General features: G+C 63.9%; 11 protein-coding genes and 1 tRNA gene. 8 read left to right on the top strand and 4 right to left on the bottom strand.

Features of this window, described 5'->3' with window-relative positions:
- From HMA55_RS06190 to HMA55_RS06180, 3 genes are read left to right on the top strand one after another with little or no spacing between them, the layout of a single operon-like run.
- The gene (locus tag HMA55_RS06190; protein WP_181192203.1) at window positions 1-678 is read left to right on the top strand and encodes an ABC transporter permease; all 678 of its coding nucleotides are present in this window, start codon (window positions 1-3) and stop codon (window positions 676-678) included.
- 11 nt (window positions 679-689) lie between these two features.
- Window positions 690-1,616, top strand: coding sequence for an ABC transporter substrate-binding protein (locus tag HMA55_RS06185; protein WP_181192202.1), 927 nt, complete (start codon window positions 690-692; stop codon window positions 1,614-1,616).
- The gene (locus tag HMA55_RS06180) at window positions 1,613-1,969 is read left to right on the top strand and encodes a DoxX family protein (RefSeq protein ID WP_181192201.1); all 357 of its coding nucleotides are present in this window, start codon (window positions 1,613-1,615) and stop codon (window positions 1,967-1,969) included. The genes HMA55_RS06185 and HMA55_RS06180 overlap by 4 nt, the downstream gene beginning before the upstream one ends.
- A gap of 69 nt (window positions 1,970-2,038) precedes the next feature.
- Here the strand turns inward: HMA55_RS06180 and HMA55_RS06175 are convergent.
- Window positions 2,039-2,112 (bottom strand) — tRNA-Leu (locus HMA55_RS06175).
- Between the two features lie 160 nt (window positions 2,113-2,272).
- Between HMA55_RS06175 and HMA55_RS06170 the strand changes: the two genes are divergently transcribed.
- Window positions 2,273-3,598 (top strand): esterase-like activity of phytase family protein, encoded by a 1,326-nt coding sequence (locus tag HMA55_RS06170; RefSeq protein WP_181192200.1) that lies wholly within the window; start codon window positions 2,273-2,275, stop codon window positions 3,596-3,598.
- 75 nt (window positions 3,599-3,673) lie between these two features.
- Window positions 3,674-4,294 (top strand): CPBP family intramembrane glutamic endopeptidase, encoded by a 621-nt coding sequence (locus HMA55_RS06165; RefSeq protein WP_181192199.1) that lies wholly within the window; start codon window positions 3,674-3,676, stop codon window positions 4,292-4,294.
- A 3-nt stretch (window positions 4,295-4,297) separates the two neighbouring features.
- On the opposite strand, the gene mfd is transcribed toward HMA55_RS06165, so the two are convergent.
- Both mfd and HMA55_RS06155 read right to left on the bottom strand, forming a co-directional pair.
- On the bottom strand, window positions 4,298-7,930 hold the full coding sequence (gene mfd / locus HMA55_RS06160; RefSeq protein WP_181192198.1) for a transcription-repair coupling factor: 3,633 nt from the start codon (window positions 7,928-7,930) through the stop codon (window positions 4,298-4,300).
- 6 nt (window positions 7,931-7,936) lie between these two features.
- Window positions 7,937-8,587: a TetR/AcrR family transcriptional regulator gene (locus HMA55_RS06155; RefSeq protein WP_181192197.1), complete on the bottom strand. Its 651-nt coding sequence runs from the start codon at window positions 8,585-8,587 to the stop codon at window positions 7,937-7,939.
- A gap of 169 nt (window positions 8,588-8,756) precedes the next feature.
- On the opposite strand from HMA55_RS06155, the gene HMA55_RS06150 reads away from it, so the two are divergent.
- Both HMA55_RS06150 and HMA55_RS06145 read left to right on the top strand, forming a co-directional pair.
- Window positions 8,757-9,425, top strand: coding sequence for a DUF3558 domain-containing protein (locus tag HMA55_RS06150; RefSeq protein WP_181192196.1), 669 nt, complete (start codon window positions 8,757-8,759; stop codon window positions 9,423-9,425).
- A 182-nt stretch (window positions 9,426-9,607) separates the two neighbouring features.
- Window positions 9,608-11,482 (top strand): hypothetical protein, encoded by a 1,875-nt coding sequence (locus tag HMA55_RS06145; RefSeq protein ID WP_181192195.1) that lies wholly within the window; start codon window positions 9,608-9,610, stop codon window positions 11,480-11,482.
- A 62-nt stretch (window positions 11,483-11,544) separates the two neighbouring features.
- On the opposite strand, the gene HMA55_RS06140 is transcribed toward HMA55_RS06145, so the two are convergent.
- Window positions 11,545-13,020 carry a multicopper oxidase family protein gene (locus tag HMA55_RS06140; RefSeq protein ID WP_181192194.1) on the bottom strand — a complete coding sequence of 492 codons (1,476 nt, stop codon included), beginning with the start codon at window positions 13,018-13,020 and terminating at the stop codon, window positions 11,545-11,547.
- A 55-nt stretch (window positions 13,021-13,075) separates the two neighbouring features.
- Here HMA55_RS06140 and HMA55_RS06135 point away from each other — a divergent pair, with 55 nt between their 5' ends.
- Window positions 13,076-14,293: an MFS transporter gene (locus HMA55_RS06135; RefSeq protein ID WP_181192193.1), complete on the top strand. Its 1,218-nt coding sequence runs from the start codon at window positions 13,076-13,078 to the stop codon at window positions 14,291-14,293.
- Window positions 14,294-14,322: the final 29 nt, after the last annotated feature.

Genomic DNA, 14,322 nt, shown 5'->3' with positions numbered 1-14,322 from the left:
ATGCAATTTCTCATCGACGCGCTGCGCTACCTCGCAGATCCCTCCAACTGGTCCGGCCCCGCGGGTCTCGGGGCGCGCATCACCCAACACCTCGGCTATACCGCGCTAGCGGTACTTGCGACCGCGCTCATCGCTGTCCCGTTGGGCATGTGGGTAGGGCACACAAAGTGCGGGGCACCCGTTGTCTTGGCGGCTGCTGGCGCGCTCCGAGCGCTGCCTGCGCTGGGGATGCTGACCTTCCTCGCCGTCGCTCTCCCCTTCGGCGTCACGGCGCCGCTCATCCCGGCTGTGATCACGCTGGTGCTTCTCGGCGTCGCTCCAATGGTGGCGGGCATTGTTGCAGGTTTTGATTCGGTGGATAGCCAGGTCGTGCTCTCCGCGCGGGCCGCAGGGTACAGCGAGCGCGACATTCTCACCCGCGTTGAATTGCCCCTCGGCGCACCAGTGATGATCGGCGGGCTCCGCTCCGCCGTGGTGCAAATCCTCGCCACCGCGACCGTGCTTGCGTTCATCGGCCTCGGGGGCCTTGGACGATTGCTTATCGACGGCCTCGCGGTCCAAGACTATCCCCGCATGGTCGCCGGCGCACTCGCCGTGACCGCGGTAGCGCTGGTCGTCGACGTGGTGCTCGCAGCCGCGCAACGTGCAGCCCGGCCGAAGTTGAGCTCGCGCAGCTAACATTGGTGTGCATGCATACGAAACGCATTACCCCAGCGCTCATCGCGGCCGCAGCTTTCACGCTTGCGGCTTGCGCGAGCGAGGATCCCACTGCCCCTGCGGGCGGTTCCGGTGATGCCCGCGACAAAACCGTCACCATCGGCACCGCGAACTTCCCAGAATCCGAAATCATTGGCCAGATATGGGCACAGGCGCTACGCGATGCCGGCTACGACGTCGACGTGAAGTCCGGCATCGGCTCGCGCGAGGTGTATCTTTCCGCCCTGCAGGACGGTGCGATCGACGTCGTTCCCGAGTACGCCGGCAACCTCACCCAGTTCTTCGGGGATCTGGAACAAGGCGCGGATGAAGCGAAGGTGCGGGACGCGCTCAACGACGTTTTGCCCGACACCCTGCAGGCCGGCGAGTTCAGCCCCGCGGAGTCGAAGGACGCGTACCGCGTCACCCGCGAGACCGCGGACGAGTACAAACTCTCCAGCATCGCGGATCTGTCCAAGCTGGACTCGGTGACCATCGCCGCCCCGCCGGAGTTTGCCGAGCGCCCCTATGGCCCGAAAGGGCTTACGGACGTCTACGGCATCGACGCCTCCACGGTCAGCGTCACCCCGATCTCCGACGGCGGTGGGCCGCTGACGGTGGCGGCACTGGTGCAGGGGACAGCGAACGTGGCCAACATCTTCACCACGTCGCCGGCCTTGCTGGACAACGGCGAAGAGGCCGACCTGGTCATCCTCGATGACCCAGAACACCTCATCCCGCCGCAAAACGTCGTGCCGGTTGTCCGCGCAGGCGAACTGCCGGACGGCGCACTCGACGTCATCAACAACATCGATGCGAAGCTGACCACGCAGGACCTCGTAGACATGAACCTACGCAACGTAGGCAAGGAACGGGCCGAACCGAAGCAAATCGCACAAGAATGGATGAATACACAATGAATTTTGTAGAGAAACTACTGGTCCCCCTCTTCGGCGGCGCGGGCGTGCTGCATTTTGCCAAGCCCGAGCCTTTCGACGGCATCGTGCCCGACGCGCTGCCCGGAAAGGCGCGCACCTACACCTACGTCTCCGGTGTCGCTGAACTCACCGCAGCCGCGCTGCTGGCGAATCCGAAGACGCGTGCAGCCGGCGGCACGTTCGCCGCGGCGCTGCTCGCGGCAGTGTGGCCCGCCAACTTCAATATGGCGTGGCAGTGGCGCGACAAGTCGTGGCCCATGAAGGCGCTGGCAATCGGCCGCCTCCCCTTGCAGGTGCCGCTCATCCAGGCCGCACTGCGGATGGGGCGTCGATGACGGAGGCTGCGACAGAGGCAACGGTAAAGGGCCCCCATCCGTATCAGACGAGGCCCGAATTGGTAGTTGTGCCCCCAGTCGGGCTCGAACCGACACTGGGCGGATTTTAAGTCCGCTGCCTCTGCCAATTGGGCTATAGGGGCGACGGGGATACATCGTACTTCCCCGGCGCCTCCGGGCGGGAATCGGCCGGCGATTTTCCGACGTGCGGTCCTTCTCCACCCGCCTTACACTTTCCGTGCAAATACTAAATTTTGCCTGAGCTGAGGCTCAGTTTCGTACACACTGCAAAGGTAGAGGCACGTGAACATTCAGCTCCCTCCCCCGCTTGACCAACTGATCAAAAACCTTAACTTCGAACAGATCATCGCAGCTGTCGCAAGCGCCTTCGTCGTAGGCGGTCTCATCGGCGGCGCAATCGGTGCCGCTGCGGGCGGAAGCTCGGAGGGCACTGGATCAAGCAGCCAGGCCGCTGCCCCGTCCACGACTGCCGCTGCCGTAAAAGGCCCCGTCTTGGAAGGCCGCGCGAAGCTCTCTGCGTTCTACCAAGCGCCTGGCCCGGACTCCGGCAAGGACGCTTTCGACGGCAACGGACAGACCCACCCGTTCAAGGGCCAGGTCATCCCGGGCTTTTCCGGCATGATCGAAAAGGGCGACGGTACCTTCTACGGCCTGCCGGACAACGGCTTCGGATCGAAGAAGAACTCTTCAGACTTTCTGCTGCGCATCTACACGGTGAAGCCGCATTGGGAGACCGCCGAGACCGCAAAGGACCCCAAGAACGTCGGTGGCATCGACGTGCTGGACTACCTCAGCCTGAAAGACCCGAACCACAAGATCTCCTGGGACATCGTCAATAACGACACGAAGGACCGTTTGCTCACCGGTGCCGACTTTGACCCGGAGTCCTTTGTCCAGGCCGCGGACGGCTCTTTCTGGATCGGTGAAGAATTTGGCCCCTACATCCTCCACGTGGACAATGACGGCACCCTGCTCGACGCACCGTACGCGTACCCGGGGGTGAAGAGCCCGTCCAACCCGACCCTCGGCGCTGGGGACACGCCAAACCTGCGCAATTCCAAGGGCTTTGAGGCGATGGCCACTGACGGACGATACCTCTACCCGATCTTCGAAGGCTACTTGGACAGCGCCACCGACAAGCGTGTGCGAGTGATCTCACAGTTCGACACCAAAACCGGTGAGTACACCGACAAGACCTGGAACTATCTCGCAGAGGGCGAGGACGCGCTCATAGGCGATGCGTTCCTTACCAAAGACGGGCGCCTGCTCGTGCTCGAGCGCGACGACTTCCGCGGCTCCGACGCCAAGCTGAAAAAGGTCTTCGAGGTCGAAGATTTTGCACACGCGGAGCCGGGCTCCACGCTGAGCAAGCAACTCATGGCTGACCTGCTCGACATTGCCAACCCGGGCAAGATCGGCATGGTTTCAGATGCCCGCGCGTACGGTGTTGGCGATCCGTTCCAGTTCGCGCTGCTCAGTGTCGAGACCATCGTCCAGCTCGACGACGGCCGCTACCTCACCGCGTTGGACAACAACTTCCCCGGCGACGACGGCCGCTACCGCGGCAAGCCGGATGACACCGAGATGATTATCTTCTCCGTGAAGTAGCCCGGTAAAGCGCAGGGGATTCGTGCCGGTACTCTTGCTCCCGCATCGCCGGAAATACTTGGACGGAGTTCTCACGTGACCAGGCAGTGGCTGTTCTTAGTTCCCTGCGCGCTCGGCGCACTCGGCCTGTTTCTCGCGCGCCGAGCCGGCGACGGTTCCGCCGGGTTCTACTGGGCCACCGCGTTTACCGCCGTGGTCTACGCGGTCGCGTGGTGGCTGTGGGGCAGCCGCACGGCGTTTGCGGGGCCCCGCAAGCTTCACGACGTCCTCCGGGGCGCCCTCATCGGCGTCGCGCTGGCGCTCGTATTCGTGCTGGGAGCCGTGGTGGTCAGCCGAATTCCTGCGCTCGCCGACCCGGCGGCGGAACTGTTGCAGACCCCAAACAAAGGCGGGTACTTCCTCACACTCCTGGTGCTCGTGGTCAACGGCATTGGCGAGGAGCTGATTTTCCGCGACGCGGTGCCGCGCCAGCTGCGCGCCATGGGCCAGTCGGTGGTGCAGGCCGGCGTGTGGTCCACGGTGATTTACTGCCTGGTCACGTGCGTGATGGGCGTGCCACTGCTGGTGTTTGCAGCGGCCATCCTCAGTGCGGTGACCTACGTCGAGGCGGTGAAGACCGGAAGGCTGTACTCCCCCATCGCGGTGCACCTGACCTGGAGCATCGGGATGCTGTTCATCCTGCCCCAGTTCTTCTAGGCACTACTCGCTGACCGAGAACACCTTCTTCTTCGGCTTCTCCTCCACAGCTGTCGAGCCCGCCACTGAAACCTTCGGCGCGTCCAGCATTTCGGTCATGAAGTCGGCCACCCACTGCAGCAGCTCCGTGTCGCGCAGGTTCGGTGCGTTCAGCGCGCGCTTGTTTCCGCCCTCACGCGGCATAGGAACCTGCAAGGTCTTTGCCGCTGCCCGGAAGTTCGCCCCCGGGAACAGCCGCTTCAGGCGGACCTGCTTAGAGTCCGGCAGTTCAACCGGGTGGAGTTTGATTCGGGTGCCCTGGGTGAGGATGTCGGACACGCCGACCTCCCGGGCCTGGTTGCGCAGCCGCGCCACCGCCATGAGGTGCTCAACCTCGGCGGGCAGCGCACCGAATCGGTCGACCATGTCGTCGGCGGCGGCGCGCAACGCGTCGTCGTCACGCGCCTCGGCGAGTTTGCGGTAGACCTCCAGGCGCAACCGCTCGGAGTTGATGTAGGTGTCCGGAATGTGCGCGTCCACCGGCAGATCGACGCGGATTTCCTTCGGGCCCTTGTCGGTGGCGTCGACGGGCTCGCCGCTCATCAGGCCCTTGAAGGTTTCCACGGCCTCGCTGACCAAGCGCACATACATGTCGAAGCCCACGCCGGCGATGTGACCGGACTGCTCCGCACCGAGCACGTTGCCGGCGCCGCGCATCTCCAAATCCTTTTGCGCCACGGCGATACCAGAGCCCAGGTCGTTGTTCTGTGCGATGGTGGCCAGTCGGTCGTAGGAAGTCTCCGTGAGCGTTTTGTCCTTCGGGTACAAAAAGTACGCGTAGGCGCGCTCGCGGGAGCGGCCCACACGCCCGCGCAGCTGGTGAAGCTGGCTGAGGCCCATGTTTTGGGCGTTTTCCACGATCAGGGTGTTGGCGTTGGCGATGTCCAGGCCCGTTTCCACGATGGTGGTGCACACCATCACGTCGTAGTCGCGGTTCCAGAATCCCTGTACCGTTTGCTCGAGGACCTGCTCGCTCATCTGGCCGTGGGCGACCACAATGCGGGCCTCGGGAACAAGCTCCCGAAGCTGGCGGGCAGTTTTCTCGATATCAGAGACTTTGTTGTGGATGTAAAAGACCTGGCCGTCGCGCAGCAGCTCGCGGCGGATCGCGGCGGCGACCTGCTTGTCCTCCTGCGGGCCGACATACGTCAGCACCGGGTGGCGGTCCTCCGGCGCGGTGGTAATCGACGTCATCTCACGGATGCCGGTCAACGACATCTCCAGGGTGCGCGGGATCGGCGTTGCGGTCATAGTGAGCACGTCCACGTGCGACTTTAGGGCCTTGATGTGCTCCTTGTGCTCCACGCCGAAGCGCTGCTCCTCGTCCACGATGATCAAGCCGAGGTTCTTCCACTGCACACCCGTCTGCAGCAGGCGGTGAGTGCCAATGACCACGTCGACCGAACCATCCGCCAGCCCCGCCATGATCTTCTTCGAATCAGCGGCGGAGGTGAAGCGGGACAGCTCGCGCACGGTCACGCCGAAGCCATCCATGCGCTGGTTGAACGTGGAGAAGTGCTGCTGAGCTAGCAGCGTCGTGGGCACGAGCACGGCAACCTGTTTGCCGTCCTGCACCGCCTTGAACGCGGCGCGCACAGCCACCTCAGTTTTGCCGAAGCCCACGTCGCCCACGATCACGCGGTCCATCGGCGTCGGCTTTTCCATGTCCGCTTTCACGGCTTCGATAGCGGTGAGCTGGTCCTCCGTCTCCACGAACGGGAAGGCGTCTTCCATCTCGTGCTGCCACGGCGTATCCGGCGCGAACGCGTGGCCCGGCGCGGCTTGGCGCTTGGCGTAGAGCTCCACCAGCTCGCCGGCGATCTCACGCACCGCGGCGCGCGCCTTGCGCTTGGTGGATTTCCAGTCCGAGCCGCCCATTTTGCTAAGCGACGGCTTCTCGCCCCCGGTGTACTTGCTCAACAGGTCCAGCGATTCCATGGGCACCCACAGCTGGTCCCCGGGCTGGCCGCGCTTGGCCGGCTGGTACTCCAGCACGATGTACTCGCGGCGTGAAGCTTCGTCGCCGGCTTTGACGGTGCGCTCCGCCATCTTCACAAACTTGCCGATGCCATGGGTGTCGTGTACCACGAAGTCGCCGGGCTGCAGCGCCAGCGGGTCGACCCGGTTGCGGCGGCGCGGAGCTCGTCGTTTAGCGCCTGCGATGTCGCCCACGCGGTTACCGGTGACGTCCGTTTCTGTGACCACCACAAGGTTCGGCCCGCCAAAGACGAGGCCCGCGTGCGACAGGGCCTGGTAGAGAGTGACCGCGCCCTCGACAGGTTCGAGTCCCGGTGTGGCCACGCGCGCGGAGATGCCGTGCTCGCGCAGCCGCTCAGCCATGCGGTCGATCGTGCCCTTCGCGGGGGCGACGAACGCCGCCTTGCCGTGGTTTTGCCCGATGTGCAATTTCAGCGTGGCGTAGAGCTGCTCGATCTCTTTCGGGTCGCCCTTGGGCGCGGGTGCCGCCTCGAACTCCAGCGGCAGGGTTGCCGCTTCGTCGGCGGTGAACATGCCGGGCGGCGCGAACGTCCACCAAGCGTTGCCGGCCTTGTGCGCCGAGATTTCCAGCGATTCGTAGGAGCGGTAGGACGACGCGGAGACGTCCAGGCCTTCCACCGCCACGGGGCCCTCCGCGCCCATGGCGGCCGCCTCCCAACCGGCCTCGAGGAATTCGCGGTCGGTGGCTTCCAAGTCCGCGATGCGGGCGCGAACCTTCTCCGGGTTGGTTACCAAGACGATGGAGCCTGCAGGCATGAGCTCAGGCAGGACCGCATACTGCGTATCCGTCAGCGCCGGGATGAGCGCCTCCATCCCGTCCGCCGGCTGCTTCTCCGAAATACGGGTGAGCAGCGAGGTCAGGGTGGGATTCGAGGGGAACTTTCTCACGAGCTCGTCGGCTTTGGCGGCCACGGTATCGTCGATAAGCAACTGCCTCGCGGGGTGCAGCTCGACGGCTCTGACCTCTTCGATAGTGCGCTGGTCCGCGACCGCGAACGAGCGGATGTCGGTGACCTCGTCGCCCCAGAACTCGATGCGCACTGGGTTTTGCGCGGTGGTCGGGAACACGTCGATGATGCCGCCGCGGGTAGCGAACTCGCCGCGCGAGGCCACCATGTCCACATGGTTGTAGGCGAAGTGGACGAGCATCTCCGTCAGCGCCTCAAAGTCCTGCTCCTGGTCCACGGCAACCTGGATCGGCTCCACCGCCGGCAAGACCGGCTGGCACACCGCGCGCGCCGCGGCGACAACCACCCGTGGCATATCCCACAGCACCTTCGACCGGCGGCCCACAATATCCGCGGCCGGTGAGAGGCGCTCGTGCGGCAACGTCTCGTACGCCGGGAACTGCGCGACCTTCTCCTCACCGAGGATGGCCTTGAGCTCCGCCGCCAGATCCTCCGACTCATGGCCCGTAGCCGTGACCAGCAACAACGGAGCCTCTCGGGCAATAGCGCCCGCAGCCCACGAGCGGGTCTGGTCAATGCCAGTCACGTGCAGCGAATCCTCGCCCACATGGGTGACAAGACCCTTCAACTTCGGATCCGTCAGCGCCGCAGTGAGCAGTCCGCCGAGAACGGGAGGGGTGCTTTCAGTCATGTCCTTTTACACTTCCTTTTCTGCGGACACCGCGGTTCCTTGCGGCGAAGGGTCTCCTGCGAACACTCGTGGCTGCGCCTCCATCCCCCGCAACCCGTTCCAGCACAAGTTGGAAATGTGCGCCGCGACAGTGTGCTTGTCCGGGGTGCGCTCATCCAGCCACCACAGCGCCGAGTTGGAGACAGTGCCAACAAGCGCCTGACCGTACAGCCCCGCCATCGCCTCGTCGAGTCCGCGGTGCTTAAACGCTTCTGCCAGCAGGTGGGACACCTCCGCCGTAACACGGTTCAAGATCGTGGAGTACGTCCTGCCCTCCCCCGGCAGCTGACCGTGGGCGAGAATGATGAACCCATCCGTTTCCTCCTCCACGTACGTGAGCAGGGCGTGCACACCACGCTCGATGCGCTCGCGCCACGGGCCGGTCTGGATGTTCGACGTAATCGTGCGTTCCAGCCGCGCCATCTCCAGCCGCACAACCTCCTGGTACAGGCCCTCCTTGCTGCCGAAGTGCTCGTACACCACCGGCTTGGACACCCCGGCGCGCGCCGCGATCTCCTCCATGGTTACGCCGTCGAAACCCCGTTCTGCGAATGCTTGGCGCCCCACTCCGACCAATTGGTCTCTGCGTTGGGGTGCTGTCATCCGCGTTCGAGCCATGCGCCCTAGCTTAGAGCGTCGGTTTCACCACCCCGTCTTTGGCAGCACACGGGTCTGGTCTACAATCAGCCTTGCTGTTCCCCATGGTGTAATCGGCAACACTACGGTTTTTGGTACCGTCATTCTAGGTTCGAGTCCTGGTGGGGAAGCTTTTTTATTGGAGGGGTACATGAAACGCCACGTTGCTTGGCTTCTGTCGTGCGGTTTGCTCGTGGGGTGCGCATCTACGCCTCCGCCTATCGACGAACCTTCGGCCCACCCCCACACCACAACCCCCACCGCCCAACCGGGTTCTGCAGCCGCAGCCGCAGCCGACAGCACATCCGCTGGTGGCGCTTCAACTAGCAGCACCACGCCTGCCGCTTTTCACTTCAAGAGCGGCACCCTCGAAATCGGCGACTTTGACCCCTACGCCCTCGGCGACAACCTTTTCGACCCCTGCACCGAGATCTCCCCCGAGGAATTCGCTGCCGCCGGCTTCGAAAACGTGGAGCCGATCCCCGAGGAGTACGCGGGACTGGCGCGGGGTATCAAGGTTTGCGATGTTTCGAAACATGACGATGTTCCTAGTGAGGGTTTCAGCAACAACAATGCGAATCAAAAGATCATCGAATCCCAAACATCCCTGATTACAAACTTCCGCTCCGAAAGGGTCCCCGAGATTTTCGTCTTCGGGCCGAAGAGTGGTCATAGCTCTAGCTGTTACGCCCAACTGGATACCCCACGTGGCGGTATTGTGTCTCAGGTTGCTGGATGGGACGGCGTTCACAGTCAAGAGCGGACTTGTGAGATTGCAGTTCGGAATCTGGAGGAACTTCTTTTGACTCATTCAAGATAAGGCTGTCCATTTCAGTGGACAATCCCTTTTCTCAGCGCAAGACCCCAGATACCGTCGTAGGCAGAAAACAACAATTTGGGGGCCTAATGCAATTGTTTCTTGATTCCGATGCTGTGAATACAGCGATTGATCAGCTACGCGCAGTAACTATTCGCTTATCTAAGGGTGTTCGAGCTGAAAATTTGTACTCCCTCTCCACCTTCTCCACCGCCAGCGGCCTGGATGAAGCTGGCGAGCGGCTCAGTCCGATCGGGGATGAACGCGCACCGGAAGCGAACCAGGCGATTGCGCTGTATCTCAAGCACACAGCCGATAACCTCTGGTTGGCGTTGACTAACACGCAGCAAACCGACGAATCGTTCTCGGGGATGATGGGGTCGATGCTGTCACCGCTGCGTAACACTGCAGCTACTCTCACTCCGCTGTACTCCGCTGGCTTCCAGCAGCTGAAAACTGCCGACCCGAAAACGAACACCTTTGACAACGCGGCCGTGTCGGGGGCGTCCGAGTCTTCACTTTTGTCAGCAGACCGCAAGCTCTCATCGACCGACACCGCGCTGGCGTATTCGGCGTCAGAATTCTGGACGGCTAACGCGCGGCTTATCGAGGACGCGATGGAGGAGCTCAACGGCGTCCATCATTCGTTGAGTTCATCGGCTGACACCATCTGGATCGCGGAAGCGATGAAAAAGGTCACTCAGATCCAAAACGCCGGTCTGGAATATGTGGCAAATTCACGCTCGTTGGCTAACCACACCGAAGCACTCGGCATGGCGGCAGATGCGGAAAGGATGATCGCGTCTGCTGCAGCGTCGGCCTATTTGGCCGCGGAAGACCCAGAGGTGAAAGCGCTCATCGAGTCCGACTATCTGTCCTCGTATGGTTCCCGGATGACGGGCAGCCTCAGCTCGGCGATCCCCAGCTTCAACCGCTTGCTCCCCGACGCGGGAGCGCTCCCCACGCTTCCGTATGCGAGTACGGATGTCCCCACACCAGCTGCTACCTCGTTCGAGCCAACGCCCCTGCCCGCGGGACTCCGGGACGCACTGACGCAGCGCGGACTCGGCGACCTAGCCCACGCGAAAACTCCCGCAGAGGTCATCCACCAATTCGGTCGCCCAACACCGGAGACGTTCGAGCGCATCGCTGCAGGTGCAGCGCCGACCCAGGCCGCTTCCGCGGTTTTGGCACCGCCAGCGCCAACGGCAGCAGGCAGCTTTGCTGTGAACGGGCCCGGAGCCGCTGCTTCTCCCTTCACCCCCGCCCCCATCGGCGGGTTCAGCCAACCGGCCGGTGGTGGAAGCACCACGGGAGCGGCCACCGCAATAGGAGCACCAGGTCTCGCACACCCAGGCAACGTTTCCTCTGGCAGAGCCGCTACCGGCGTCGGCGCCGCAGCAAGCCGCACCCCAGGTTCGGTATCCGCCTCGGGAACTGGCGGGGGATCTCGGTCGGGAACGGGTTTTGGCAACAGGTCGCAGACAGGTGTGGGCGCGGGCACGGTCAACACGGGCGCTGCACCTGGGGCCGGACGCGGTGGCGGCACTGTTGCAGGCGGCTTGGGAACCCCGCGCGGCGGTGCCCTCGTGGGTAGCGCAGCGGGGGCGGGAATGACTGGCGGCGGGATGAACCCGGCTCGACCAGGCTTTAGCGGTGCCGGATTCGGCAGCGCTGCGAACACCGGTTCCGGGCCGGGCTTAGGCGCAGGCTCAGGCGCTACCGGCGGGTCCGGCAACATCGGTGCCCACGGCGCTGGTACGGGCGCCGGAGTTGGAGCGGGTGCCCACGGTGCAGGCTCGTCGGGTACCAGTGGCACGTACGCTGCGGCCGGGACTGCCGGTGGAAATGCACAGAACGGCCAGGGAGTACGCGGAGGCGCCGTTGCGGCTGGCCCAATGGGAGCTGCGGGTGCAAACCGGAGCCGCGGGCGGGACAAGTCCAGTGCGAAGGTCCGCACCGTCACTAGCGCGGTGGAGCGAGACGGCAACCTCAAGGCACTGCTCGGCGACGCGCCGCTGCTGCTACCTTCCGTGATCGGCCACAACGTCCGCGGCTAAAACGCGCAAAAGAAGGCGCCCCGGTGCTGACATGCACCAGGGCGCGGACGTAGGGCTGGCGCCTATTCGCCGTGGATGTTCGGCAGTTTGAGGTTGGGCTCCTGACCCGGCTCAACCACCACGAACTGGCCCATCATGCCGGAGTCCTCGTGGTTGAGCATGTGGCAGTGGTACATGTACGCAAGGGTCGGATCCGGGTAGTAGCCGATGTCTACCAGCAGCGTCACGGTTGCCAGCGGCGGCACCTCAATTGTGTCGTGCCAGCCTGCAGTGAACTCCACCTCGCCGTTTTCCACGCCCTGGACTGCGAATCGCGCGTTGTGCACGTGGAAGTTGTGCAGCATGTCGTCGTTCTCGTTCGTCACATGCCAGATCTCCGGGCCCTTGTGGTCGACGGCGAAGTCCACACGCGTCATGTCCATGGATTTGCCGTTGATTTCCATGTTCTTCATCCGGAACTCGCGCTCCACTCCGGTGGGCTGGGGCAGCTCGAACGGCACGAGCTTATCCGCCAGCGCGGGCGAGGCGGGAGCATCCTCAGCCGGGGCAACGATCTCCAGCAGGTCGAACACGTCGGTGGCACCGAACGTTTCGGCGGTGTCCTTATCGGGCAGCCCACCCCAGTTGGGCAGCTTGTCGTCGCGCAGCGTGAGGTCCTTGCCCGGCTCGAGGTCGACCACGATCTCAACTCGCTCGCCGGGGCTGAGCAGCACGCCGTCGACTTCGACCGGGGATTCCAGGAAGCCCTGGTCCGTTGCCACCACGTGGAACGGCGCGCCCAGGGTGAGGTAACGGAAGCGCAGTACCGCGCCGTTGAGCACGCGCAGACGTACGCGGCGGGTGGTGGCCTCGAAACGGGGCTTGGTAATGCCGTTGATCAGCGGGGTGTCGCCGACCCAGCCGCTTTCCTCGTCGAGCTGGCCGTCTTCGGTGAAGTTGGCGTCGCCGATGATCACGGGGATGTCATCCACGCCGTAGTCGTTTGGCAGGCCGGGGAAGACGGAATCGTCGTCGTCAAGCACGATGCCACCGGCGAGCCCGCGGTAGGCGTGCAGCGCCGACTTCTCGTGCGGGTGCGGGTGGTACCAGCAGGTCGCGGCAGCCTGATCGACGGTCCACGACGGCGACCACGACTCGCCCGGATCGAACATCAGGGCCGGTCCGCCGTCTGCCGTGGCTGGCAGGTGCAGGCCGTGCCAGTGCACGACGGTCGCCTCCGGCAGCTCGTTGTGTACGGTCATGTCGATCTGCTCGCCGCGGCGCATGTACAGCGTGGGCCCGAGCCAGGGGCCGTTGAAACCCCAGGTCTTGGTCATCGTCCCAGGCACGATCTCAAACTCACCCTCCTGCGCGGTGAGTTCGAAGCGCCGAGTGTTGCCGTCAAGCTCGCCTTCGTACAGCGGCGGAATGGGCAGGGGCCGAGCCTCCGCATCAGCGCCACGTGGTTCGGGCTGGGTTGAGCACGCCGTTGCGCCAGATGCAGCAGCGGCGGCCGCTACCGCCAACACGGATCCTTTGAAAAACGTTCGTCTGCTCATCTTCATTGCGCCTCCAGGTTCGCTGATCATCCCTTTCGACCCTACTATCCGAACCATGCATAACGAGGAACACAATGCACGCCGCTTCATCTGGTCGAACGGTTTGCAAAACATCGGCGACCAGATCGTCGCCCCCAAGACCGTGCTGCCATGGCTATTCAACGCGGCCAGCGTGCCTGCAGTTCTGACATCGTTCCTCGTGCCAATCCGCGAATCCGGCTCAATGCTGCCGCAGGCGTTTTTGAGCCCGTGGGTGACTTCTCAACGCTCGCGCAAGCGCGTGTGGCTCATCGGGTCGTGGGGTCAAGCGCTCGCCGCGGCGCTGATCGCGGTGAGCGCCCTGCTTCTCGACGGAGCTTCGCTCGGCGCCGCCGTCCTCATCCTGTTGGCCGCCCATGCGTTATTCCGCTCCCTGTGCTCGCTTGCCGGCAAGGATGTGCAGGGCCGCACCATTTCCAAGGGCCGTCGCGGCGACATCACCGGACGCGCCACTGCCCTGGCCGGAGGCTTCACCCTGGCGATCGGCCTGATCCTTTCCTTCTTGCCCAATAACTTGCCCCAGTGGGCGATCGCGGCGCTCCTCGCGGTGGGCGCGTCCACATGGGCGCTAGCCGCGCTTGTCTTCAACGGCATCGACGAGCCGGAGGCAGAACCAGAAAATAAGGACGGGCAGAATCTGCGGGAGATGTGGGCGTTGGTCAAAAGCGACCACGACCTGCAGCGCTTCTTGATGGTGCGCTCGCTCATGTTGGTCACGGCTTTGTCCACCCCGTTCATCGTGGTCATGGCCGGCAACGAGGGCGCGGATTTGACGGGCCTGGGCGCCTTCGTCATTGCCTCGGGCGGCGCGTCCCTGCTGGGCGGGAGGATTTCAGGAAAGCTGTCCGACAAGTCGTCGAAACGCACGATGGCGTGGGCCGCGGGAGTGGCCTCCACCGTTATCGTTCTGCTTGTCCTCAGCGCCCGTATGGCTTCCAGCGGCGTGAACGCATGGGTGATGCCGCTGGGGTTCTTCCTGGTCAACTTGGCACACACTGCGGTTCGCGTGAGCCGCAAGACGTATCTGGTGGATATGGCGGACGGCGACAAGCGCACGATGGTCACAGGCGCTTCCAACACGGTTATGGGCGTGGTGCTCCTTGTTGTCGGCGCTATTTCGTCGGCTATTTCCGTCCTTGGCCCCCAGGCCGCGCTGCTGTTTCTCGCCGTCGTGGGCTACGCCGGTGTGGTCGGCGCGCGGAACCTGAAAGAAGTCTCGGCCGCCAGCTCCTAAGCGTTATGCTGGTTACCGACAAATCCGCA

The sequence above is a fragment of the Corynebacterium wankanglinii genome, from assembly GCF_013601005.1.
Taxonomy (GTDB): Bacteria; Actinomycetota; Actinomycetes; order Mycobacteriales; family Mycobacteriaceae; genus Corynebacterium; species Corynebacterium wankanglinii.
This window is presented reverse-complemented; position numbering and strand designations above follow the sequence as displayed.

What these genes read in the sequence shown, in the direction of transcription:
- HMA55_RS06190 (WP_181192203.1), top strand. Translation starts at nt 1, where the DNA reads ATGCAATTTCTCATCGACGCGCTGCGCTACCTCGCAGATCCCTCCAAC.
- HMA55_RS06185 (WP_181192202.1), top strand. Translation starts at nt 690, where the DNA reads ATGCATACGAAACGCATTACCCCAGCGCTCATCGCGGCCGCAGCTTTC.
- HMA55_RS06180 (WP_181192201.1), top strand. Translation starts at nt 1,613, where the DNA reads ATGAATTTTGTAGAGAAACTACTGGTCCCCCTCTTCGGCGGCGCGGGC.
- mfd (WP_181192198.1), bottom strand. Translation starts at nt 7,930, where the DNA reads ATGACTGAAAGCACCCCTCCCGTTCTCGGCGGACTGCTCACTGCGGCG.
- HMA55_RS06155 (WP_181192197.1), bottom strand. Translation starts at nt 8,587, where the DNA reads ATGGCTCGAACGCGGATGACAGCACCCCAACGCAGAGACCAATTGGTC.
- HMA55_RS06150 (WP_181192196.1), top strand. Translation starts at nt 8,757, where the DNA reads ATGAAACGCCACGTTGCTTGGCTTCTGTCGTGCGGTTTGCTCGTGGGG.
- HMA55_RS06140 (WP_181192194.1), bottom strand. Translation starts at nt 13,020, where the DNA reads ATGAGCAGACGAACGTTTTTCAAAGGATCCGTGTTGGCGGTAGCGGCC.
- HMA55_RS06135 (WP_181192193.1), top strand. Translation starts at nt 13,076, where the DNA reads ATGCATAACGAGGAACACAATGCACGCCGCTTCATCTGGTCGAACGGT.